The organism is Nocardia sp. NPDC059228 (assembly GCF_042754245.1).
Lineage (GTDB): Bacteria > Actinomycetota > Actinomycetes > Mycobacteriales > Mycobacteriaceae > Nocardia.
In genome coordinates this window covers 109455-131072 of the sequence record NZ_JBHZAL010000016.1, presented here as the reverse complement: position 1 = coordinate 131072, position 21618 = coordinate 109455, and the positions used below count along the sequence as shown (strand labels likewise).

Genomic DNA, 21618 nt, shown 5'->3' with positions numbered 1-21618 from the left:
GATGGCGGCACCGAATTCCCGTGCGGCGGAGTTCAATCCGGCGCCCATTCCGGCGCGATCGACCGGCAGGTTCGCCATGACGCCGTGCGTCAGTACGGGCGCGGCGAACCCCATGCCGACGGACAGCACCACCAGATAGACCGCGTACAGCGGATACGGGGTGCCCGCGTCCGCGGTCGCGACCGCCAGCAGGCCGGCGCCGATGACGGCCAGCCCGCCCGCGGCCGGAATCAGCGGGCCCAGCCGGGCTTCCAGCCGAACCGCGAAGCGGGGCACCAGGATCATGCCGAGGGTGAGCGGCACGATGGCCAGTCCCGCCGCGCCCGCCGAGAAGCCCTTCACGTACTGCAGGTACTGCGAGTTCACGAAGAACAACGCGAACAATCCGAAAAACGTTGTGCCCGTGCCCAGGACGGCCACACTCAACCGCCGGGACCGGAACACCCGCGGATCGATGAGCGGATGCGGCGAACGCAGCGAATGCCGGACCAGCACCGCGAGCAGCGCCGCGCCGAGCCCGAATCCGGCCAGCACTTCCGCCGCGGCCCAGCCGTGTGACGGGCCCTCGATGATGCCGTACAGCACCGCGGTCGATCCGGCCATGAGCAGCACCGCCCCGAGTGGATCCTGATCCGCCTCGCGCCGTGGGGTTTCCGGCGTCACCACCGCCGCCACCGCCAGCAAGACCAGACCGGCGGGGACCATCACCCAGAACAGGGCCTGCCACGGCAGATACTGCTGCAGCAAGCCACCGCCGATATTGCCCAGTGCGCCACCCAGACCCAGCGACAGGGTCCACGCGGCCAGCGCACTCGCGCGGGTGCGGGCGTCCGGGCACAGCTGCACCACAACGGACAGGGTGGCGGGCATGATGAGCGCCGCACCCGCACCCGGCACCGCCCGGCCCGCGATCAGCACGGCCGCGTGCGGAGCCAGCGCGCTGGTGAGCGCACCCGCCGCGAACAGTCCGAGCCCGGCCAGCAGCGCGCCCTTGCGCCCGTACCGGTCGCCGAGCGCGCCGGCCGGGATGAGCAGGGCGGCAAAGACGATCACATAGGCGTCGACCGCCCACAGCAGCTGCGACGAACTCGGATGCAGCGGCGACGCGGCGAGCAGGGGAATCGAGAGATTGATGGCGGCCACCATGCTCTGCGCCACCATGACGCAGGCGCACAGGGCGAGCAGGACCGCGCGCGGCGGTCCGGCGGTTCGGGAGTCGGCGACCGGAACGGCGGACACGACGGTGGACATGCGAGAACTCCTGGAAATCGGGATAAGTGGAAGCGGCGCCACCTCGACGACGTTGCGAAGCGGTGCCGGTACGCCTTCCGAGCCGGGCCCTGGCCGGAAATATGTTGCGGTGCAAGGTCATCGGCGAAGACATTCAGAGTTTTCGCCCGCGTTCACCGCAACGAATTCAACGGTAGGGCGGGCGAGCAGATTACTCAAATGCATCTTTATCATGGAATACATGCGCCAGACGCAAAGCACCGGCCTTCGCGACCTGGACCTGAATCTGCTCGTCGCCTTGGACGCCCTGCTCACCGAGCACAGCGTGACCGGGGCGGCCGAACGCCTCCGGCTCTCCGAGCCCGCGGTCAGCCGCGCACTGGGGCGCATCCGGCAGACCATCGGGGATCCGATCCTGGTGCGCGCGGGCCGGGCCATGGTTCCGACCCCGCACGCGCTGGCCATCGAGCCCGAGGTGCGCGAGCTGGTCGAGCGGGTGCAGCGCCTCTTCTCGGCCGCTCACAGCACCGACCTTCGCACCGTCAACCGCGATCTCACCGTGCTGGCCCACTACGCCATGGCCGCCGTATTCGGCCCGGCCCTGGTCGAACGCGCCGCCGCCGAGGCCCCCGGCATCACGCTGCGCTTCCTCAATGAGGGCCACACCGACGCGCCCATGCTGCGCGACGGCGTGGCCGATCTCGAGATGGGCATCGTCGGCGACCGGGCTCCCGAAATCCAGGTCGCGCCGGTGTTCGAGGACCGCATGGTCGGCGTGGCCCGGCGCGGGCATCCGCTGGTGCACGGCACCACGATCCGGCTCGAGGACTACGTGCGCGCCCGCCATCTGGTCGCTTCCCGGCGCGGCCGGCGCTCCGGTCCGATCGACGACGCCCTCGCCCGCCAGGGCCTGCGCCGGGAGGTGACCGCCTCGGTCGCCGGCATCACCGGCTCGCTGTTCTTCCTCCGCAACAGCGATCTGCTCGGTAACCTCCCCGCCTGCGCCGCCCCCATGGCCGAGCAACTCGGTCTCACCGTGTTCGACCTCCCCATCGAAACCCCGCCGCTGCCATACGCTTTGGCCTGGCATCCCCGCAACGACGCCGATCCCGCCCATGTCTGGCTCCGCGATACCCTGCGCGAGGTCATGCTGGCCGGCCGCCCGCGCGGCTGAGCGCCCCCACTCAGCGAGCCGCGGCCCGGCCCGTGTCGACCACCGCCACGAAGTGGTTCAGATCGGCGACGAGGGTGTCCACGGAATCCGGCGCGCCGCCGCCGTCGTGGTGGTGCAGCCAGTCGGCGACGAGTTCGAACATGCCGCCGATGGTGGCGAGGGCGAGGGCCAACAGGTGCGGGTCGTCGCGCGGATCGGCCTGCAGCCATTGGTGTTTCAGGAATTCGGCGGACCAGCGGCGGTTGGAGCGGCGCATGGCTTCGACGGTGGGCGAGATGCCGCCGGCTTCGCCGAAGGTGACCTTGGCCAGGCGGGGGTCGTCGGCGATGGCGTGGACGAAGGCGGCCAGGACGGTGGCACGGCGGGTGGCCCAGTCCGCGTCGGCGGTTTCCACGGCCACCTCGGCCACCCGTTGCTGGATGCCCTTGGTGATCTGTTCCAGCAGGGCGGTGTAGCAGGCTTCCTTGCTGTCGAAGTGGTCGTAGAAGCCCTTGGTGCCGACGTAGGCGTGCTGACAGATCTGTTCGATGGAGGTGCCCGAATAGCTCTGCCGGGCAAAGAGTTCGGTGGCGGCGGCGAGCAGCTGACGGCGGCGCTGGGCGCTGCGCTCGTCGGCGTCGAGGCCGCGGATGCGACGCCGCACGGGGGTCCGGTCGGTCGGCGCGGCAGATTTGCTGCGGGACATGCCTAGACGATAGCCAAGCTCGTTTCAGAAAGACATCTTGTTGGTAATCGGATGCCGTGCTGTAATCGCTGTCACGTCGATGCGGAAGGGAACCAAGACGTGGCAACAACTGGGGATCGCGGGCGTGGGAGGCGGCTGCTCGCGGCCGCGCTCACGACGGCACTGACGACAGCCTCCGCCGTACTACTGGGGGGCGCCACCGCGGGAACGGTTGCCGCGCAACCACTCCCGGTGACCATCGACCCGTTCTACCAAGCGCCCGACGGGTTCGAATCCACCGATCCGGGCACGATCCTGCGCAGCCGCGAGGTGCAACTGGCGGTGCTCACCGCGCTGCCGGTGCACGCGCGATCGTGGCAACTGCTGTACCGCACCACCGACCTGTCCGGGCAGCCGACGGTCGCGGCCACCACGGTGGCGATTCCGGAGGGGGCCAACACTTCTCACAGTCGGCCGCTGGTCTCGCATCAGTTCTTCTACGACAGCACCTCGCCCGCGTGCGCGCCGTCCTACGTGCTGCAGCAGGGCGGCGGGCTACCCGCACTGGAGGGCGTGCACTCCACCGTCGAGTACCTGGAGCTCGCGGCCTCCATCAGCCAGGGGTACGCCATCAATGTGCCCGACTACGAAGGCCTGAACGGGCATCTCGCGGTCGCTGAGGAACCCGGATATCTGGTTCTCGACAGCGTGCGTGCCGCCGAGAGCTTCCAGCCGCTGGGCCTGGACGGCGCGAATACGCCGGTGGCCCTGTGGGGTTACTCCGGCGGCGGCATGGGCAGCGGCTGGGCGGCGGAGATGCAGGCGGGCTATGCGCCGGAGCTGAACATCAAGGGCATCGCCCTGGGCGCGCCGGTTTCGGATGTCGAATCCCTGTTGCACGTCAACGGTTCGATGTTCGCCGGCCTCATCGGCGTGGGTATCGCCTCGCTGCGCAATGCGTACCCCAGGTTCGCCGAGACCACCGAGAAGTACCTGACGCCGGAGGGCCGCGCGGTCATGGACCGCACCGCGAACCAGTGCCTGGTGCGCAATGTGCTGAACCTGATGTTCACCGACTACCAGCGCATGCTGACCGTCCCGATCGCCGACTACCTGGCATTGCCGGAGATCAGGGAGGTCTTCGATTCGACTGTGCTGGGCAGTAATCCGCCGACCGCGCCCACCATGGTCTATCAGGGCGTCTATGACGAGGCCGTGCCGTGGTACACCAACGACCGCATGGTCCAGCGGTGGTGCGACGGGGGTGCTTCGGTCTATTACGAGCGCGATCACCTCAGCGAGCACCTGACCCTGACCACCCTCGGCATGGCCGACGCCTTCAACTGGATCAAGTCCCGCCTCGCGCCCGGCGCGGCCGACCCGTCCGGCTGCCGCACCGAGGATGTGATCACCATGCTCGGCAGCCTCGACGCCCTCGCCACCCAGACCGAGATCGAGCTGAACGCCGCGTTCGGCGCGCTGGGCTGGCCCATCGGCCCGCAGGAGCGCTGAGACTCGCCTACCCGCTGAACCTCACCCGGCCGAATCCATCCCCCGAGCAGACCGAATCGTATATTCCGCGGTCTCGGAGCGTGTGTGCCATGGAGCGCGGTATGGTCGCTGCGGAAAAGCACGTATGCCAACGGGGGCTCGCACCAGCGGGCTGAGAGGACGGCTAGTGGGCCGTCGACCGTATGAACCTGACCGGGTAATGCCGGCGTAGGGAGGATTCACCATGTCATCGAGTCATGTCCCGAGCAACTCCGCGCCCGTCGACACCGTGACAACCGGTCCCATCGAGGGCAGCGTCAAGCACTACGAACAGGTCGAGGCCGACGGCACGACGCTGCGGGTTCCGGTGCGGCGCATCAATCTCACCAATGGCGAGCACTTCGACGTGTACGACACCTCCGGTCCGTACACCGACGACACCGCCACCATCGATCTCGAGGCGGGGCTGCCCAAGCTCCGCGACACCTGGGACAAGCCGCAGGTCGACGGCCCGCCCACCCAGCTGGCCTGGGCCCGCCAGGGCATCATCACCAACGAGATGCGCTATATCGCGGCGCGCGAGGGCGTCGCGCCCGAGCTGGTGCGCGACGAGGTGGCCGCCGGTCGCGCCGTGATCCCGGCCAACCATCGCCACCCCGAGTCCGAGCCGATGATCATCGGCAAGAAGTTCGCGGTCAAGATCAATGCGAACATCGGCAATTCGGCCGTGAGCTCCTCCATCGCCGAGGAGGTGGAGAAGATGGTGTGGGCCACCCGCTGGGGCGCCGACACCATCATGGATCTGTCCACCGGCAAGAACATTCACGAGACCCGTGAGTGGATTCTGCGCAACTCCCCCGTCCCGGTCGGCACCGTGCCGATCTACCAGGCGCTGGAGAAGGTGAACGGCGATCCCACCAAGCTCACCTGGGAGATCTACCGCGACACCGTGATCGAGCAGGCCGAGCAGGGCGTCGACTACATGACGGTGCACGCCGGCGTGCTGCTGCGCTACGTGCCGCTGACCGCCAAGCGGGTCACCGGGATCGTGTCGCGCGGCGGTTCCATCATGGCGGCGTGGTGCCTGGCGCATCACCAGGAATCGTTCCTGTACACCAACTTCGCCGAGCTGTGCGAGATCCTGGCCGAGTACGACATCACCTTCTCGCTGGGTGACGGTCTGCGCCCGGGTTCCATCGCGGACGCCAATGACGAGGCCCAGTTCGCCGAGCTGCGCACCCTGGGCGAGCTGACCAAGATCGCGAAATCCCATGGCGTGCAGGTGATGATCGAGGGCCCGGGCCACGTGCCCATGCACAAGATCGTCGAGAACGTGAAGCTGGAGGAGGAGCTCTGCGAGGAGGCTCCCTTCTACACGCTCGGCCCGCTGGCCACCGATATCGCGCCGGCTTACGACCACATCACCTCGGCCATCGGCGCGGCAATCATCGCGCAGGCGGGCACCGCCATGCTCTGCTACGTGACGCCCAAGGAGCACCTGGGCCTGCCCAACCGGGACGACGTGAAGGTCGGCGTGATCACCTACAAGATCGCCGCCCACTCCGCTGACCTGGCCAAGCAGCACCCGCGCGCCCAGGACCGCGACAACGCACTGTCCAAGGCGCGCTTCGAGTTCCGCTGGACCGACCAGTTCAACCTCTCGCTGGACCCCGACACCGCCCGCGAGTACCACGACGAGACCCTCCCGGCCGAGCCCGCCAAGACCGCGCACTTCTGCTCCATGTGCGGTCCGAAGTTCTGCTCCATGCGCATCTCGCAGGACGTGCGCGACTACGCCGAGAAGCAGGGCCTCACCGATATCGCCGCCATCGAAGCGGGCATGGCGGAGAAGTCCGCCGAGTTCGCCTCCACCGGCAACCAGGTGTACCTGCCGGTCGTGTCCTAGGACCGCATCCGGTAGCCCGGCGAATCCGATTCGGGGCGGGCGGCTTTCGAGCCGCTCGCCCCGAATCGTGTTCCGGCCCGGCCTCGTCGCCTCAGGCCCTGCTCGAAATCTGCTGGACGGCCCAGCTGTTGCCGTCCGGATCGTCGAAGAAGATGAATCCGCTGTTGTCCAGCGGGTCGCCCGCCGACGGCGGCCCCGGCAGCACCTGGATGTCGCTGACCTCGACTCCGCGCTCGACCAGTTCGGCGTGGGCGCGCTTCAGATCCGGTACCACCAGCTGCAGCCCTTTGAGATATCCCGGCTCCATCTTCGGCACCACGCCCTCGCCGATGACGATCGAACAGCCCGAGCCCGGCGGCGTGAGCTGACAGATCCGCGTGCCCTCCGCGGGCCGGACGTCGTGGTCCACATGAAACCCGAGCTTGGTGCTGTAGAAGTCCTTGGCGCGGTCCACGTCCGACACGGGGACGATGACCACTTCGAGTGTCCAGTTCATGACAGTTCCTTCCGATTCGAGTGCTCTTGCGGAAGTCGGAGCCGAGCCGCGGAATTCATCATGGTTCGGGAACGAATGCCGGCGCGCCCGCGGCGAACGCTACCGTTCACTGGTCACGGCGCTGCCAGCGTTGGGCGAATTCGCCCGGAACCGGTGGCGGGCCGGGCAGGTCGCCGGTGGCGGTGAGGCCGTCGATCAGCAGGGCCAGGACCCGGCGGCGCAGCTGGGCGGTGCGTTCGGGATCGGGCAGCGCAATCGTCGCGCAGGCCTCGAGGATCAGGCCGAAGTCGGCGACGGTGACCCCGGGCCGCAGCCGCCCCGATTCCCGGGCCCGGCGCAGGAGTTCGTCATTGAGTTCGGCCGAGCGCTGGACGTCCGGGAGGATCGATTCGTCCGGGGTGAAGGTGCCGGCCAGATGCACGGTCAGTGAGTGCACATCGGCGTCGACCACGCGGTGCAGGAAGTCGACCAGCGCCGCCCAGCCGTCGGAATTCCCCAGGGCCGCTTCGGCTTCCGCGTTGTAGCGGCGCAGTCCCGCGTAGCAGAGGGTGCGCAGCAGCTCCTCCTTGCTCGGATAGCGGCGGTACAGCGCGCTGATGCCCACCCCCGCGCGCTCGGCGACGGCCGAGATCGGCGCCTTGGGTTCGGCCAGGAACACGTCCCGAGCGGCGGCCAGGATGAGTTCGTCATTGCGCGCGGCCTGCGCCTTGCGGCCGGGTAGGGCGCGCTGAGCTGCGGGTTCGGCTGTCTTCGACATGAATCCGAGCCTACCACTTGAACGGAATGATCCGTTCCGTTATGGTTTGAACAGAACGAAACATTCCGTTCCATTTAGGAGAGAATGATGAACGCCATCCGCCCCTTCCGCATCGACGTCCCCCAGACCCAGCTGGACGATCTGGCCGAGCGGCTGCGCAAGGCGCTGTGGCCGAACGAGCTGCCGGGCGTGGGCGACGCGTACGGCGTCCCGAACGGGCGCATCCGCGAGCTCGCGCAGTACTGGCTGGAGAAGTTCGACTGGCGGGCACTGGAATCCAAGCTGAACGCCTACCCGCAGTTCACCACCGAGATCGAGGGCGAGGACATCCATTTCCTGCACGTGCGGTCGGCGCGAGAGGATGCCACCCCGGTGATCCTCACCCACGGCTGGCCCGGATCGATCCTCGAGTACGTGGATCTCATCGCGCCGCTCACCGCACCCGAGGATGCGGGCGCCCCGGCCTTCCACGTGGTCATCCCATCGCTGCCGGGCTACGGATTCTCCGGCCCGACCCGCTCCACGGGCTGGAATCGCTACCGCACCGCCCGCGCCTGGGTGGAGCTCATGGACCGGCTCGGCTACACGCGGTTCGGCGCGATCGGCAATGACGCCGGCTCGATGATCGCGCCGGAAATGGGCCGGATCGCGCCGGATCGCGTGCTGGGAGTCCATGTGACGCAGCTGTTCTCGTTCCCGTCGGGCGACCCGGCCGAGATGGCCGGCCTGTCCGAGGAGGACATGGCCGCGCTGGCGCACCTGCAGTGGTTCTACGACAACAAGTTCGCGTTCAATACGCTGTCGAGCCAGCAGCCGCACACCCTGGCCTTCGCGTTGTCGGACTCGCCGCTGGGTCTGCTGGGCTGGAACTCGCAGCTCTTCCCCGAGAGCCTCGACGCGGAATTCGTGATCGGCAATGTGGCCATCTACTGGCTCACCGGCACCGCCGGATCGTCCATCCGCTTCTACTACGAGGACGCCCACGCCACCGAGCAGCCCACCGGACCGACCACCGTCCCCACCGCGCTGGCCATGTTCGCCGGTGATTTCCAGTCCATCCGCCCCTTCGCCGAACGCGATCACAAGAACATCGTGAGCTGGCACGCCTACGACGTGAACTCGGGCTCGACCAGCGCCAATGATGCGGCAGGACACTACGCCGCGCACGAGGCGACCGACGTGCTGGTGACGGATGTTCGCGAATTCTTCGCCGGGCTGCGCTGATTCGCCCGATTCCGCTCGACGGCCCGCCTGGTTCATCCCACGGGCCGGCCTGGTCCCGGGGTGAAGCGGCTGATCTGTCAGTCCTCGCTGGGTGTCGGCGACAGCCGCGGCAATCTGAACTTCGTCTGGAAGTACCGTGCATCGCCGATCAGAAGCCGAAAACCTCTGCCATGGAGATGAATTCGTCGTCCCAGCGGCGTTCTATGGCCGTGCGCTCTGCATCCGGGAGGTACGGATCCCATCCGGCCCTGCGCCAGAAGGCTTCTCGATGCTCATCGCTGAGGGGATGCGGCGTGCTCATGGCGGATTCCCTGGATCGTGACGACCGTCACATCGATTCTAACGACGAGGTAGATCACTCGCGGCCGAGTCGCACACCCACTTGCGTGCGACGGAAAGAACCGAGCGCTCGTCCCCCATCGGGTACGAGCGCTCAGTCCTGTTGTGGCGGTGGCAAGCCCGCCGGTCAGGTGGTCTTCGGCGAGGTCAGGTCATAGAGGGTGATGCCGTCCACCTCCTGCGAGTCGAAGTGCTCCTTCACCCACGCCGTGATCTGCGTGCTCTGGCTCTGGTTGCCACCGTTGCCGCCGCGGTCGCCGCCCATCTGATTGCCGCTGATGAAGTAGTGGATCCGGCCTACCTGCACGTACTCCTGGAACTGGGACAGTGTCGGCGAGGGGTCGCTGCCGTTGAAGCCACCGATCGGCATGACCGGCAGCTGGGTCGCCAGCTGGAATCCGGCCGCCGAGTTGGAGCTGACCGTCGCCGCCACCCAGGTGTACTCGGAGCCGTCGGCCTTCAACAGCGCCGTGACCTTGTCACTCGGGTTGCTCGCCATCATCATGTTGCCCGCGCCGCCGCCGAATCCGCCCGGACCACCGCCGGTTCCACCGGGTCCGCCGGCCACGGTGTCACCGTGGTTCATGCCCATGCCGTGCTGACCGCCACCCGGCTGGCCGCCGGGCATGCCATTGCCGGGTCCCGCATTGCCACCCGGTCCACCGTTGCCGGTGCGGCCGTTCGGCATACCGTGGTCGCCGCCGCGCGGACCGCCCGGACCCCAGCCGCCGCGCACCGCGGGTCCGGCCGAGGGCATCGGCCCCTGGTGTGCGGTAGCGATGCCGTCCACGGCGTAGGCGGTGGGACCGGCCAGACCGACCAGCACCGCGGCCGCCGCGACGGCCAGACCGGCCTTGCGGGGCAGGCGAATCAGCAGGAGGACGGTGGCGACAATGCCGCCCACCAGGACCACCCAGCGCAGCCACGGCACGAAGGACGTGCTGCGGGACAGGATGATCCACGCCGTGGCCGTGGTCAGGCCCATCGCCAGAACGGCGGCCAGACGCACCCACAGCCGATCGCGGTGCCGCCAGGCGAGCACCGAGCCCGCGCCGATCAGCGCGGCCACGGCCGGGGCCAGCGCCACCGTGTAGTACGGGTGGAAGATGCCCTTCATGAGGCTGAACACCAGCCCGGTGCCCACCAGCCAGCCGCCGAACAGGATCAGCGTGGCGCGCTGGGGATCGGTGCGGGTCGGCGTGCCGCGCAGGGCGATTCCCGCCACCAGCAGCACCAGGGCGGCCGGGATGAGCCATGCGATCTGACCGGCCTGCGCCGGTTCGAACAGCCGCCCGATGCCCGGCGTGCCCCACATGCCGCCACCGCCGGTCGGCAGCTGGTCGCCGCCGCCGAAGCCGCCGACGCTGCCACGCTCATTGCCGTCGAGACGGCCCAGGCCGTTGTAGCCGAGGGTGAGTTCGATGATCGAATTGTGCTGCGAGCCGCCGAAGTACGGGCGATCCGAGGCCGGCCACAGCTCGGCCAGCAGCACCCACCAGCCCGCGCCCGCCACCATGGCCGCGGCCGCGCCGAACAGCTGCGCGATGCGCTTGCCCAGCTTGGGCGGGCCCGCGATCAGGTAGGTCAGTGCCAGCGCGGGCACCACCAGCAGCACCTGCAGCTGCTTGGCCAGGAAGCCGAGTCCGATGAACGCGCCGGTGAGCAGCACCCAGCGCCAGCGGCCGTCGGCGACCGCGCGGGTCATGGCCCAGGCCGCGGCCAGCATGAGGAACACCAGCATGGCGTCCGGGTTGTTGAACCGGAACATCACGGCGGCAATGGGAGTCAGCGCCAGCACCAGGCCGGCCAGCAGTCCGGCGCTCGCGCCGAAGCCGCGGCGCACGATGGCCCACAGCAGCGCCACCGAGGCCACGCCGAGCAGGGCCTGCGGCAGCAACATGCTCCAGCTGTGCAGGCCGAAGATCCGCACCGAGATCTCCATGGGCCACAACGACAGTGGCGTCTTGTCCACGGTGATGGAGTTGGCCGCGTCGGAGGAGCCGAAGAACATGGCCTTCCACGACACCGAACCCGCCTGCACGGCAGCCGCGTAGAAGGAGTTGGCCCAGCCGTTGGCGGACAGGTTCCAGAAGTAGGCGATGGCGGTGCCGATCAGCAGGGCCGCCAGCGCCAGGTACTCCCGGCGGCCGGTGCGGGCCGCGGGCGGCTCGGCCGGGGGTGGAGCGAGCCGGGGCTCGGTCAGAGTCGCGGTCATCGGTCGCCTCCTCGGTCAGCTCGATCAGTGGGGGTGTCGGACGGGGTGGTCCAGTACGGCAGGGCGCCGTGTTCGGGGTGGCACCGGCCGGGGAGGCCCACTCGCACCAGCCGGACACCGTCGTTCGGAACCGCCTGTGGCGCAGGGAAGATCGTGGTCACCGGACCGCCTCGGGCACGGGATGCCGTCCGGCATCGCGGAAGACCCAGCGCAGGCCGACGAAGCGCAGCAGGGTGGCGACCAGGTTGGCGATCACCAGTACCAGCAGCTCCAGGTGCACCGCCGCATCCGGGGCCCAGTGGTGCAGGGTGTAGAGCGAACCACTGGTCAGCGCCAGGCCGACGCCGAAGATGAGCAGACCCTGGAAGTGGTGCGACACCGCCTGATTGGACCCGCGCACCCCGAAGGTGAAGGCGCGGTTGGCGGCGGTATTGCCGATCGCGGTGACCAGCAGGGCCAGGAAGTTGGCGGCCTGTGCGCCCGTGACGCCCTGCAGCAGGACGTAGAGCAGCAGGTAGGCCAGGGTCGAGGTGACGCCGACGATGCCGAAGCGGACCAGCTGCCCGACCATGCCCAGCGGCACGCCCTCCACCAGCGGCTCGCGGCCGATGGCGGCACGCAGCTCGTTGATGGGGAGCCGGCCGGTGGTCAGCGCGCGGCCGACCCGCCAGACGCCGAGCAGGTCCTTGCGGGCCGTGTCGATGATGTCCACCCGGGAGTCCGGATCGTCGATCCAGTCCACCGGAACCTCGTGGATGCGCAGCCCGATGCGCTCGGCCAGCACCAGCAGTTCGGTGTCGAAGAACCATTCGCCGTCCTCGACGAGCGGCAGCACCAGCTTGGCCACATCGCCGCGCATGGCCTTGAAGCCGCACTGCGCGTCGGAGAACTTGGCCTGCAGGGAGGCCCGCAGGATCAGGTTGTAGCAGCGGGAGATGATCTCGCGCTTGGGCCCGCGCACCACCCGAGCGGAGGAGGACAGCCGGGTGCCGATGGCGACGTCCGAGTGCCCGGACACCAGCGGCGCGACCAGCGGTAGCAGCGCGTTGAGGTCGGTGGACAGGTCCACGTCCATGTAGGCGACGACCTGGGCGTCGGAGGCCTGCCAGACCTCGCGCAACGCGCGGCCGCGGCCCTTGCGGTCCAGGTGCACCACCCGCACGCCGTCCATCTGGTCGGCCAGCTGCCGGGCCACCTCGAGGGTGTTGTCGGTGGAGGCGTTGTCGGCGATGGTGATGCGCGCCGTGAAGGGGAAGTTCAGCGTGAGGAACGCGTGCAGTCTGCGCACGCAGGGGCCGAGGTCGACCTCTTCGTTGTAGACCGGAACGACCACGTCCACAACGGGCGCGGTCACTGCTTCTGCGGGTTCCGCCGCCCGCACGGCGGTTACGGTGTCGTTCATGGTGACCAATCTCGATCACCAGACTCACATCAGTCTGCGGCCTGCCTGGGAGGTTCCTGGGAGCCGCTTGCCTCGGCGTCGATTTCGTGCGATGCGCGACCCCGAATCGAGATCGCGCGGGCCCCGCCGTGATCGCGCTAGCTCGGTCCGAGATGCAGCCGCCACAGCGGGGAGACCGGTCCGTGTCCTTTACCCAGGTCGTACGACGCTTCCAGGCAGCGGAAGGTCCATTCCTTGGCGAAGGCGACGGCATCGGGGACCGAGTAGCCGTGGGCCAGCGCGCAGCAGATGGACGCGGCCAGAGTGTCGCCGCCGCCGTGATCGTTGCCGGTGACCAGGCGCCGGGCGGGGAGTTCGTGGAAGGTGTCGCCGTCGAAGAGCAGGTCGGTGGACTGCTCCGAGGTGCGCAGGTGGCCGCCCTTGACGATGGCCCACTGCGGGCCCAGCGCGATGAGCGCCTCGGCGGCCTTGCGGGCGGAAGCGTCGTCGATCACGTCGATGCCGGTGATCAGACGGACCTCGTCGAGGTTGGGGGTGACCACGGTGGCCAGCGGAATCAGGGTGTGGCGCACCGCATCCAGGGCCTCGGCGTGCAGCAGGGCGTCACCGTGCATGGAGGCGGCGACCGGATCGACCACCAAGGGGATACTGCCCTGGCGTCCGATGCCGACCTCGCGGCAGACCGCCGCCACGGCCTCGATGATGGCGGTGGAGGCCAGCATGCCGGTCTTGGCCGCGCCGATTCCGATGTCGCCGACCACGGTTCGCACCTGGTCGGCCACGATCTGCGGCGGAATCTCGTGGAAACCGCTGACGCCGACGGTGTTCTGCACGGTCACCGCGGCGACCGCCACGCACGCGTGCACACCGCACAGGGCCATGGTGCGCGAGTCGGCCTGGATGCCCGCGCCGCCGCCGGAGTCGGTGCCCGCGATGGTGAGGGCGCGGACCGGGGTGGTGCCGTTCGGGGCAAGCGGTAGGAGTTGCACGTCACAGACCCTAGTTGGGACGCAGCGGACCCGGGAAATGACCATAAATGAAAACCGTTATCATTAATATCATGACCTCAGACCGGCATCCCGAACCCCATATCTCTCCGGACCGACCGCTGCCTGTGACCGTGCTGTCGGGATTCCTCGGTGCGGGTAAGACGACCCTGCTCAACCACATCCTGGCCAACCGGGAAGGCCGCCGGGTGGCGGTCATCGTCAACGACATGAGCGAGGTGAACATTGATGCGGCGCTGGTCGCGGGGCAGGGGCACCTGGACCGCACCGAGGAGAAACTGGTCGAGCTCACCAACGGCTGCATCTGCTGCACGCTGCGCGAGGACCTCATCGAATCGGTGGGAAAACTGGCGCGGGAGGGGCGCTTCGACCAGCTGGTCATCGAATCCACTGGCATCTCCGAGCCGATGCCGGTGGCGGCCACCTTCGAGTGGGAGTTCGAGGACGGCTTTCAGCTCGGCGAACTCGCGCGTCTGGACACCATGGTGACGGTTGTGGACTGCTCCACCTTCCTCGCCGAAGTGGTGAAGGGGCATGCCCTGGCCGAGCGGAATCTGCAAGCGGGAGAAGGGGATGCGCGCACCATCGCCGACCTGCTGATCGACCAGGTCGAGTTCGCGAACGTGCTGGTGCTCAACAAGACCGACCTGGTGAGCGCGAATGCCGTCGGAACCGTAGAGGCCACGATCTGCCGATTGAACCCGGGCGCGCGGATCCTGCGCGCCGCACACGGCGTCGTCGACCTCGCCGAAGTCCTCGGCACCGGCCGCTACAACCCCGATCTCGCCGCCCAATTCGAGGGCTGGGACGAGGAATTGGCGGGCGGCCACACCCCCGAAACCGAGGAATACGGCATCAGCAGCCTCACCTTCACCGCCGACCGCCCCTTCCACCCCGAACGCCTCGACGCCGCCCTCGCCCAACTCCAGAGACTGCTCCGCAGCAAAGGCTTCTTCTGGCTGGCGAGCCGCCCCCACCTGGCCGCCATCTGGTCCCAGGCCGGCCCGAACCTGACTTTCGAAGCCGGCGCCCACTGGGATGCCCTCGACATGCGGCCCGGCCAGGAAATCGTCTTCATCGGCATCGAGCTCGACCGCCCCCACGTCCACGACCTGCTGACCTCAGCCCTTCTCACCGACGCCGAACTGGTTGCGGGCCAGCAGGAATGGCTCACCTATCCCGACCCCTTCCCCTCGTGGGGTCCAGCCCACAACCACGCCTGATCATCAGAACCGGCGGCGACTGCCCGATCGACTCCACCGCCCGTGGCGCAGGTCATACGAAGGTGATGTCACAAGACGGGACGATCTCGAGTCTTGTGTGCGAATCGCTGAGAAGGAGTCGCCACCATGAACATCGTCCTGTGGATCTGCGCCGGCCTGCTGGCAGCCGTAGCCCTCTTCGGCGGCCTCACGAAAATCGTTGTCCCCAAGGAGAAGCTGGCCGCCGCCCCCGGCGGCGGCTGGACCGGCGACGCCACCGCCACATTCGTCGAAACCCTCGGCGCCCTGGAAGTCCTGGCCGCCCTCGGCCTCACCCTCCCCGCAGCCCTCGACTTCGCCCCGTTCATGGTCCCGGTAACCGCCATCTGCTGGATCCTCCTGATGATCGGCGCCATGATCACCCACCTCCGCCACGGCGACCGAGCAGCCCTGATCGCCAACGTCCTCTACTTGGCCCTGGCCCTCTTCATCACCGTGGGCCGCTTCTGGCTCCACCCCTTCTGACCAGCACCGAGTGCCTAACCGAAATACGCGCTACCCGATCCCTTGCGCGATCCAGCATTGATCGGGCTGTCGTGGTGTGCGGCGCGGCGGGTTCCGATGTACAGGAGGATCGTCGCGAGCGCCATGATCGGCCAGGGGGTGGGCGCGAGGACGATGGCGCCGATCACGGTCCAGATCCCCAGAATCCAGGGAATGAAGGGCGGTGGGGTGATGTGCCGGTTGTCCAGCCAGAGCACGGTCAGGCCGACCACGATCAGCGGAATGCCGAAGCTGTCCAGGGAGAGCCAGTAGGCGCTGTCCGCCGGGCTCATGGCGGCGAAGTCGTCGCCCCACAGCTCCCCGCTGAACCACGCTCCGGCGTGGCGTGCGGCGCGCTCGATCGTCAATGCGCCCACAGTGTGTGCGGCTCCGAAAAATACGATGAGCCGACCAGCCCACTTGATCATCCGAACTCCCCATTTCTCTTGCGGGGGGTGCGTGTCTCGTCCCCCGCCAGCTTGTTATACGGTGGCGTATAACAGCGAGGGTAGCCCTGATATACGGTGCCGTATAGAAGGCGAGGCGTGAGAGGAGTCACCCTATGGGCGTGGCCCGCACCCCACGCGAGGCGTGGATCGAGCAGGGCTTGCAGACGCTCGTCGACAGCGGCGTGGAAGCGGTCCGCATCGAAGTCCTGGCCAAGCAGCTGGGTGTGACCAAGGGCGGGTTCTACGGTTACTTCCCCGACCGCGCAACCCTTTTGGAGGCGATGCTGGACGTCTGGGAGCGCGAGAGCACCGACGAGGTGCTCGAAACCATTGCGCTCGAGGACGACCCGCGGGACAGGATCACGCTCGCCGGCCAATTGACGTTGTCCCCCAGCCGATTGCTGGCAATCGACCTCGCGATCCGGGACTGGGCCCGCCGCGATGAATCGGTCGCCGCCCGGCTACGCCGCGTCGACGACCGCCGAATGGCCTTGCTACGCGAGACCATCGGCATCTTCTGCTCCGACCCCGACGAGATCGAGGCCCGCAGCCTGCTCGCCTTCTGCCTGGCCATCGGAAACCAGTTCCTCGCCGCCGACCACCCTGGCCGCACCCGCGCCCAGGTCCTCGCCCGCGCCGCCGCGATCCTCCTCGACCGCCCCGCAGACCCGGACCGCTAGCCATCGCGGAGGGCATGCTCATCGTCGAGGTCGATGACGCTGTCTCGGTTGAAGACGGACGACATGGCCGGCCACCGGCGAATAGCGAGTCTGCCACGGCGGCAACGGGTTCGGCGAGCGCGGCGGTCAGGGCGGCGGTCGCCGGATGGTCAGTGGCGGGCGGCCAGGGCCGTGTGGAGGGTGGCGGCCCACTGTTGGACGATTTCCTTGCGGCGCAGGGAATCGTCGGTGAGGACATCGGCGAGGCCGAGGCCGCGGGCCAGGTCGAGGGTGGCCTGCACCAGGTGGTGGGCGACGGGGTCGGAGTCGTCGACGCTCAGCGCCTCGACGGCCATCCGATGCGAGATGCGGCCGAAGCGGGCTTCCATGGGGACGATTCGTTCCCGCAGGGCCGGGTCGGCGGCCGCGTGGGTCCACACCTGCAGCGCCGCCTTGAACAGCGGGCTGGTGTAGGACTCGACCAGGCCGGCCACCACCGCCTCGGTGCGCGCGACGCCCTCGGCGACGTCGGCGACCGCGAGGGCGTCGGCCTTGGCCTGGTCCATCCGGGTGTCGAACATGTACTCCAGGGCGGCGGTGATCAGATCCTCACGGGTGGGGAAGTGATGCTGGGCCGCACCGCGCGACACCCCGGCCCGTTCGGCCACCACCGCGACCGTGGCGGCCGCCCAGCCCGTCTGTGCCAGGCAGTCGATGGTCGCCTCCAGCAGCCGCTGCCGGGTGGCCCGGCTGCGGTCCTGCTTGGGTTCGTGGGGTGTCGCCATGGTTGCCTATTCTGCCCAGCTGGGTGGGCGGCGCTGCATGAAGGCCGTGATGCCCTCGATCACCTCGGGGGTGCCGAAGTAGCTCGCGGAGCGTTTGGCCAGGTCCTCGGCCCCGCGGTCGAAAGCCGTGAGCAGGTCCGCGTTGACGAGCTGCTTGGCTTCGGCCAGGCCCTGCGGTGAGCCCTTGCGGAGTTCACCGAGCAGCCGCGCGGTCTCGGCCGCGGGGTCGTCGGCGGCGACGGTGATGAGGCCGGTGCGTTCGGCCTCGGCCGCGTCGAAGGTTTCGCCGGTCTGGAAGTAGCGGGCCGCCGACCGGCCGGTCATGCGCGGCAGCAGGGTCAGCGAGATCATGAACGGTGCCAGCCCGATCCGCACCTCGGTCAGCGCGAAGCTGCTGTTCCGCCCGGCGACCACGAGGTCGCAGGCGGCGATGATGCCCATGCCGCCCGCCCGCACATTGCCGTCCACCTGCGCCACCACGGGCTTGGGCATGGCGAGGATGTCGCGCAGCACCGAGATCATCCAGCGGGTGCGGATGTCGGCGGCGGCCGCCGGGTCGGCGTCCACCGCCTCCTTGAGATCCGCGCCTGCGCAGAAGGTGTTGCCGGTGTGGGTGAGCACCACCCCGCGCACCGCGTCGTCCCCGGTCGCCCGCTCCAGGCCCGCGAGCAGTTCGGTGACCAGCCGGGAGGACAGGGCGTTGCGATTGTGCGGGGAGTCCAGGGTCAGTACCGCGAATCCGTCGCGCACCTCATAGCGCACGAACGGCACGTCCGCGGCGGCACCGGCTGTGTCGGTCATCGAATACTCCTGCTGCTGTGTGGCTTTCGGGTGCGGGAGGGACGAGTGGCGGTGGCCGCGCACACCGCCGCCACTCGTCGCCCCGGTCAGTAGGACCGGGGCAGACCCAGCGAGTGCTGGGCCACGAAATTGAGGATCATCTCGCGGCTGACCGGCGCCACCCGGGCGATGCGGGCGGCGGCCAGCATGCCCGCCAGGCCCACATCCGAGGTCAGGCCGGAACCGCCGTGGGTCTGGATGGCCTGGTCGAGAGCCTTGATACTGGCCTCGGCCGCAGCGTATTTCGCCATATTGGCGGCCTCGGCCGCGCCGAAGTCGTCACCGGAGTCGTAGAGGAACGCGGCCTTCTGCATCATGACCTTGGCCAGTTCCAGCTCGATCTTCACCTGCGCCAGCGGGTGCGAGATGCCCTGGTGCGCGCCGATCGGCGCGCCCTTCCACACCGCGCGCTCCTTGGCGTAGGCCACGGCCCGGTCGATGGCGTAGCGGCCCATGCCGACCGCCATGGCCGCGCCCATGATGCGCTCCGGGTTCAGGCCCGCGAACAGCTGCGCGATGGCGGCGTCCTCCTGGCCGACCAGGGCGGTGGCGGGCAGCCGGACATCGTCGAGGAACAGCGTGAACTGGTTGTCCGGCTCGAGAATGTCCATCTCCTGCTTCGTCTTCACGAAGCCGGGAGCGTCGGTGGGGACGATGAACAGGGCGGGCTGCAGGTTGCCGGTCTTGGCGTTCTCGGAGCGGGCCACGATGAGCACCGCCTCGGCCTGGTCCACGCCGGAGATGAAGATCTTGCGGCCGTTGAGGATCCAGTCCTCGCCGTCGCGGCGGGCGGTAGTGGTGATCTTGTGCGAGTTGGAGCCCGCGTCCGGCTCGGTGATGCCGAAGACCATCTTCGACGAGCCGTCGGCCAGCTTGGTCAGCCAGTACTGCTTCTGCGCGTCGGTGCCGTACTTGGTAATGATGGTGCCGCAGATGGCGGGCGAGACCACCATGAGCAGCAGGCCGCAGCCCTGCGCCGCCAATTCCTCTTGCACGAGCGCGAGTTCGTAGATGCCCGCGCCACCGCCGCCGTACTCTTCGGGCAGGTTGACGCCCAGGAAGCCGAGCTTGCCGGCCTCGTCCCACAGCTCGTCGAAGGGCTCGTTGCGGCGAGCCTTGGGGCCGGCGTAGTCGCGGAAGTTGTACTTGGCGGCCAGCTTGGCCACCGCGGCCCGCAGCGCCTTCTGCTCGTCGGTCTCGATGAAACTCATTGCCTACTCCTGATCTTCGCTGTGGACCACGGCGAGAACCGCGCCGACCTCGACCTGCTGGCCGGCGGAAACGTTCAATTCGGTGAGCACGCCGGCGGCGGGTGCGGCAATGGTGTGCTCCATCTTCATCGCCTCCAGCCACAGGATGGGCTGGCCCTTCTCGAGCCGGTCGCCGACCGCCGCGCCCAGGCGGATGACCGCGCCCGGCATCGGGGCCAGCAGCGAGCCCTCGGCCACCTGGTCGGTCGGGTCCTCGAAGCGCGGCAGGCGGCGCACGGCCACCGGGCCGAGCGGGGAATCCACCGCGACCAGGTCGCCGTAGCGGGCGATCTCGAAGCGCCGGCGCACCGGGCCGCGCTCCCCCGGGACCTGGAGCACCACGAGATCCGGTGTGGCCTCCAGCAATTCGAGGCCATCGTGGCCCTCGACCTCGACACCCGTGCGGGTCAGGCGGTAGCGCACCTCGTGCTTGCCGGTCAGGCGCGACTCGTAGGACTTGGACTGCGGCTGCGACGGCAGATTGCGCCAGCCACTGGGCAGGCCACTGCCGACCCGGGCCGCGCGCCGGTTGGCGGCGGCGTCGGCGAGCGCGGCGGCCACGATGGACAGCTGCTCGCCGGCCTCGGAAACCAGTGGCGCCGAGAGCTTCTCGAGATCGTGGGTCGCGAAGAACGCGGTATCGGTATCGCCCGCCAGGAACGCCGGATGCCGCAGCACCCGCACCAGCAGGTCGCGGTTGGTGACCAGGCCGTGAATCTTGGCCCGTTGCAGGGCAGCAGCCAGCAGATGCGCCGCCTCGTCGCGGGTCTCGGCGAAGGAGATGACCTTCGACAGCATGGGGTCGTAGTGCACGCCCACCACGGAACCGCCCACCACGCCGGTGTCCAGGCGCACGCCCGGCTCGGTCAGCACGGTGAATTCGCCCAGGGTGCCGGGGATGTCGAGCTTGTGGACGGGGCCGGACTGCGGCTGCCAGTCGTGGGCCGGATCCTCGGCGTACAGGCGCACCTCGATGGAGTGGCCGCGCATCTCCGGCTGCCGCGCGGGCAGCGCGCGACCGGCGGCCACCTGCAGCTGCAGGCGCACCAGGTCCAGACCGGTGACCTGCTCGGTGACCGGATGTTCCACCTGCAGACGGGTATTCATCTCCAGGAAGAAGAAGTCGCCCTTCTCGTCGGCCAGGAATTCGACGGTGCCCGCACCCTCGTAGCCGATGGCCTCCGACGCCAGCCGCGCCGCCTCGAACAGCCGCGCCCGCATGCCGTCGACCTTCTCGACCAGCGGCGACGGAGCCTCCTCGACGACCTTCTGGTGGCGGCGCTGGATCGAGCACTCGCGCTCGCCGACCGCCCACACGGTGCCGTGGGTGTCGGCCATGACCTGCACCTCGATGTGGCGGCCGGTCTCCAAGTAGCGCTCGCAGAAGACGGTCGGATCGCCGAAGGCGGACTGGGCTTCCCGCTGCGCCGCCTCGATCTGACCGGTCAGCTCGGACAGTTCGCGCACCACGCGCATGCCGCGACCGCCACCGCCGGCGGACGCCTTGATCAGCACCGGCAGCATGTCGGCGGTCACCTCGGCCGGATCCAGCTGCTTCAGCACCGGGACACCGGCGGCGTCCATCATCTTCTTGGACTCGACCTTGGAGCCCATCTGCTCGATGGCCGCGACCGGCGGGCCGATCCAGACGAGGCCGGCGGCCTGCACGGCCTTGGCGAATTCGGCGTTCTCGGAGAGGAATCCGTAGCCGGGGTGGATGGCGTCGGCACCGGCGGCCAGCGCGGCCTCGATGATCAGCTCGGCACGCAGGTAGGTCTCGCCGGGGGTGTTGCCCGGCAGGCGAATTGCGGCATCGGCCTCGGCCACGTGCGGGGCGTTCGCATCGGCGTCCGAATAGACGGCGGTGGTCGCGATACCCATCCGACGGCAGGTCGCGAATACGCGTCGCGCGATCTCGCCACGGTTGGCGACCAGAACATTGGTAATCACCGTGCCCATTGGGGTCGCAATGCTCATCTCTGGCC

General features: G+C 68.8%; 19 protein-coding genes, 1 pseudogene and 1 riboswitch. Of the genes and pseudogenes, 7 read left to right on the top strand and 13 right to left on the bottom strand.

What is annotated here, in order from left to right; genetic code table 11:
- Positions 1 to 9 precede the first annotated feature (9 nt).
- A pseudogene (locus ACFXKA_RS24305) lies at positions 10 to 1251 on the bottom strand (MFS transporter); the annotation flags it as partial.
- Between the two features lie 220 nt (positions 1252 to 1471).
- Here ACFXKA_RS24305 and ACFXKA_RS24300 point away from each other — a divergent pair.
- Complete coding sequence (locus tag ACFXKA_RS24300; protein WP_379429023.1) at positions 1472 to 2404, top strand: LysR family transcriptional regulator; 933 nt, start codon at positions 1472 to 1474, stop codon at positions 2402 to 2404.
- Positions 2405 to 2414: 10 nt separating this feature from the next.
- Here the strand turns inward: ACFXKA_RS24300 and ACFXKA_RS24295 are convergent, their stop codons facing one another.
- Positions 2415 to 3089 carry a TetR/AcrR family transcriptional regulator gene (locus tag ACFXKA_RS24295; RefSeq protein WP_354843533.1) on the bottom strand — a complete coding sequence of 225 codons (675 nt, stop codon included), beginning with the start codon at positions 3087 to 3089 and terminating at the stop codon, positions 2415 to 2417.
- Between the two features lie 99 nt (positions 3090 to 3188).
- Between ACFXKA_RS24295 and ACFXKA_RS24290 the strand changes: the two genes are divergently transcribed.
- Both ACFXKA_RS24290 and thiC read left to right on the top strand, forming a co-directional pair.
- Positions 3189 to 4580: a lipase family protein gene (locus ACFXKA_RS24290; protein ID WP_379429022.1), complete on the top strand. Its 1392-nt coding sequence runs from the start codon at positions 3189 to 3191 to the stop codon at positions 4578 to 4580.
- Between the two features lie 120 nt (positions 4581 to 4700).
- A riboswitch (TPP riboswitch) is annotated at positions 4701 to 4811 on the top strand.
- Positions 4804 to 6465, top strand: coding sequence for a phosphomethylpyrimidine synthase ThiC (gene thiC / locus ACFXKA_RS24285; RefSeq protein ID WP_354843527.1), 1662 nt, complete (start codon positions 4804 to 4806; stop codon positions 6463 to 6465). (Overlaps the previous riboswitch by 8 nt.)
- A gap of 91 nt (positions 6466 to 6556) precedes the next feature.
- Here thiC and ACFXKA_RS24280 read toward each other — a convergent pair whose 3' ends face one another.
- Together ACFXKA_RS24280 and ACFXKA_RS24275 are read right to left on the bottom strand one after the other, a co-directional pair.
- The gene (locus ACFXKA_RS24280) at positions 6557 to 6961 is read right to left on the bottom strand and encodes a VOC family protein (protein WP_354843524.1); all 405 of its coding nucleotides are present in this window, start codon (positions 6959 to 6961) and stop codon (positions 6557 to 6559) included.
- Positions 6962 to 7067: 106 nt separating this feature from the next.
- Complete coding sequence (locus ACFXKA_RS24275; protein ID WP_379429021.1) at positions 7068 to 7718, bottom strand: TetR/AcrR family transcriptional regulator; 651 nt, start codon at positions 7716 to 7718, stop codon at positions 7068 to 7070.
- An 87-nt stretch (positions 7719 to 7805) separates the two neighbouring features.
- Between ACFXKA_RS24275 and ACFXKA_RS24270 the strand changes: the two genes are divergently transcribed.
- Positions 7806 to 8942 (top strand): epoxide hydrolase family protein, encoded by a 1137-nt coding sequence (locus tag ACFXKA_RS24270; protein WP_379429020.1) that lies wholly within the window; start codon positions 7806 to 7808, stop codon positions 8940 to 8942.
- Positions 8943 to 9090: 148 nt separating this feature from the next.
- Here the strand turns inward: ACFXKA_RS24270 and ACFXKA_RS24265 are convergent, their stop codons facing one another.
- From ACFXKA_RS24265 to thiD, 4 genes are all read right to left on the bottom strand, one after another.
- A complete protein-coding gene (locus tag ACFXKA_RS24265; protein WP_379429019.1) occupies positions 9091 to 9243 on the bottom strand; it encodes a hypothetical protein in 153 nt (50 codons plus the stop codon).
- 165 nt (positions 9244 to 9408) lie between these two features.
- Positions 9409 to 11496 carry a glycosyltransferase family 39 protein gene (locus ACFXKA_RS24260; protein WP_379429018.1) on the bottom strand — a complete coding sequence of 696 codons (2088 nt, stop codon included), beginning with the start codon at positions 11494 to 11496 and terminating at the stop codon, positions 9409 to 9411.
- Positions 11497 to 11653: 157 nt separating this feature from the next.
- Positions 11654 to 12898, bottom strand: a complete 1245-nt coding sequence (locus ACFXKA_RS24255; protein WP_379429017.1) for a glycosyltransferase — start codon at positions 12896 to 12898, stop codon at positions 11654 to 11656.
- Positions 12899 to 13035: 137 nt separating this feature from the next.
- The gene (gene thiD / locus ACFXKA_RS24250; protein WP_354843653.1) at positions 13036 to 13887 is read right to left on the bottom strand and encodes a bifunctional hydroxymethylpyrimidine kinase/phosphomethylpyrimidine kinase; all 852 of its coding nucleotides are present in this window, start codon (positions 13885 to 13887) and stop codon (positions 13036 to 13038) included.
- Positions 13888 to 13958: 71 nt separating this feature from the next.
- On the opposite strand from thiD, the gene ACFXKA_RS24245 reads away from it, so the two are divergent.
- Together ACFXKA_RS24245 and ACFXKA_RS24240 are read left to right on the top strand one after the other, a co-directional pair.
- Positions 13959 to 15128: a GTP-binding protein gene (locus tag ACFXKA_RS24245; RefSeq protein ID WP_379429016.1), complete on the top strand. Its 1170-nt coding sequence runs from the start codon at positions 13959 to 13961 to the stop codon at positions 15126 to 15128.
- Between the two features lie 126 nt (positions 15129 to 15254).
- Positions 15255 to 15632, top strand: a complete 378-nt coding sequence (locus tag ACFXKA_RS24240) for a DoxX family protein (RefSeq protein ID WP_379429015.1) — start codon at positions 15255 to 15257, stop codon at positions 15630 to 15632.
- Positions 15633 to 15646: 14 nt separating this feature from the next.
- On the opposite strand, the gene ACFXKA_RS24235 is transcribed toward ACFXKA_RS24240, so the two are convergent.
- Positions 15647 to 16078 carry a DUF6463 family protein gene (locus ACFXKA_RS24235; protein ID WP_379429014.1) on the bottom strand — a complete coding sequence of 144 codons (432 nt, stop codon included), beginning with the start codon at positions 16076 to 16078 and terminating at the stop codon, positions 15647 to 15649.
- A gap of 134 nt (positions 16079 to 16212) precedes the next feature.
- On the opposite strand from ACFXKA_RS24235, the gene ACFXKA_RS24230 reads away from it, so the two are divergent.
- Entirely contained in the window at positions 16213 to 16779 is a 567-nt protein-coding gene (locus ACFXKA_RS24230) for a TetR/AcrR family transcriptional regulator (protein WP_354843502.1), read from the top strand.
- A gap of 149 nt (positions 16780 to 16928) precedes the next feature.
- Here ACFXKA_RS24230 and ACFXKA_RS24225 read toward each other — a convergent pair whose 3' ends face one another.
- The 4 genes from ACFXKA_RS24225 to ACFXKA_RS24210 form a co-directional block, all read right to left on the bottom strand.
- A complete protein-coding gene (locus tag ACFXKA_RS24225) occupies positions 16929 to 17543 on the bottom strand; it encodes a TetR/AcrR family transcriptional regulator (RefSeq protein WP_354843499.1) in 615 nt (204 codons plus the stop codon).
- 6 nt (positions 17544 to 17549) lie between these two features.
- A complete protein-coding gene (locus ACFXKA_RS24220) occupies positions 17550 to 18344 on the bottom strand; it encodes an enoyl-CoA hydratase family protein (RefSeq protein WP_379429013.1) in 795 nt (264 codons plus the stop codon).
- Positions 18345 to 18430: 86 nt separating this feature from the next.
- On the bottom strand, positions 18431 to 19594 hold the full coding sequence (locus ACFXKA_RS24215; RefSeq protein WP_379429012.1) for an acyl-CoA dehydrogenase family protein: 1164 nt from the start codon (positions 19592 to 19594) through the stop codon (positions 18431 to 18433).
- Positions 19595 to 19597: 3 nt separating this feature from the next.
- Positions 19598 to 21592 (bottom strand): acetyl/propionyl/methylcrotonyl-CoA carboxylase subunit alpha, encoded by a 1995-nt coding sequence (locus ACFXKA_RS24210; protein WP_379429047.1) that lies wholly within the window; start codon positions 21590 to 21592, stop codon positions 19598 to 19600.
- Positions 21593 to 21618 lie beyond the last annotated feature (26 nt).

Bases quoted from the DNA above. Each gene is read 5' to 3' on its own strand.
- ACFXKA_RS24300 (WP_379429023.1), top strand. From the start codon at position 1,472: ATGCGCCAGACGCAAAGCACCGGCCTTCGCGACCTGGACCTGAATCTG.
- ACFXKA_RS24295 (WP_354843533.1), bottom strand. From the start codon at position 3,089: ATGTCCCGCAGCAAATCTGCCGCGCCGACCGACCGGACCCCCGTGCGG.
- thiC (WP_354843527.1), top strand. From the start codon at position 4,804: ATGTCATCGAGTCATGTCCCGAGCAACTCCGCGCCCGTCGACACCGTG.
- ACFXKA_RS24280 (WP_354843524.1), bottom strand. From the start codon at position 6,961: ATGAACTGGACACTCGAAGTGGTCATCGTCCCCGTGTCGGACGTGGAC.
- ACFXKA_RS24275 (WP_379429021.1), bottom strand. From the start codon at position 7,718: ATGTCGAAGACAGCCGAACCCGCAGCTCAGCGCGCCCTACCCGGCCGC.
- ACFXKA_RS24270 (WP_379429020.1), top strand. From the start codon at position 7,806: ATGAACGCCATCCGCCCCTTCCGCATCGACGTCCCCCAGACCCAGCTG.
- ACFXKA_RS24265 (WP_379429019.1), bottom strand. From the start codon at position 9,243: ATGAGCACGCCGCATCCCCTCAGCGATGAGCATCGAGAAGCCTTCTGG.
- ACFXKA_RS24260 (WP_379429018.1), bottom strand. From the start codon at position 11,496: ATGACCGCGACTCTGACCGAGCCCCGGCTCGCTCCACCCCCGGCCGAG.
- ACFXKA_RS24255 (WP_379429017.1), bottom strand. From the start codon at position 12,898: ATGAACGACACCGTAACCGCCGTGCGGGCGGCGGAACCCGCAGAAGCA.
- ACFXKA_RS24245 (WP_379429016.1), top strand. From the start codon at position 13,959: ATGACCTCAGACCGGCATCCCGAACCCCATATCTCTCCGGACCGACCG.
- ACFXKA_RS24240 (WP_379429015.1), top strand. From the start codon at position 15,255: ATGAACATCGTCCTGTGGATCTGCGCCGGCCTGCTGGCAGCCGTAGCC.
- ACFXKA_RS24235 (WP_379429014.1), bottom strand. From the start codon at position 16,078: ATGATCAAGTGGGCTGGTCGGCTCATCGTATTTTTCGGAGCCGCACAC.
- ACFXKA_RS24230 (WP_354843502.1), top strand. From the start codon at position 16,213: ATGGGCGTGGCCCGCACCCCACGCGAGGCGTGGATCGAGCAGGGCTTG.
- ACFXKA_RS24225 (WP_354843499.1), bottom strand. From the start codon at position 17,543: ATGGCGACACCCCACGAACCCAAGCAGGACCGCAGCCGGGCCACCCGG.
- ACFXKA_RS24220 (WP_379429013.1), bottom strand. From the start codon at position 18,344: ATGACCGACACAGCCGGTGCCGCCGCGGACGTGCCGTTCGTGCGCTAT.
- ACFXKA_RS24215 (WP_379429012.1), bottom strand. From the start codon at position 19,594: ATGAGTTTCATCGAGACCGACGAGCAGAAGGCGCTGCGGGCCGCGGTG.
- ACFXKA_RS24210 (WP_379429047.1), bottom strand. From the start codon at position 21,592: ATGGGCACGGTGATTACCAATGTTCTGGTCGCCAACCGTGGCGAGATC.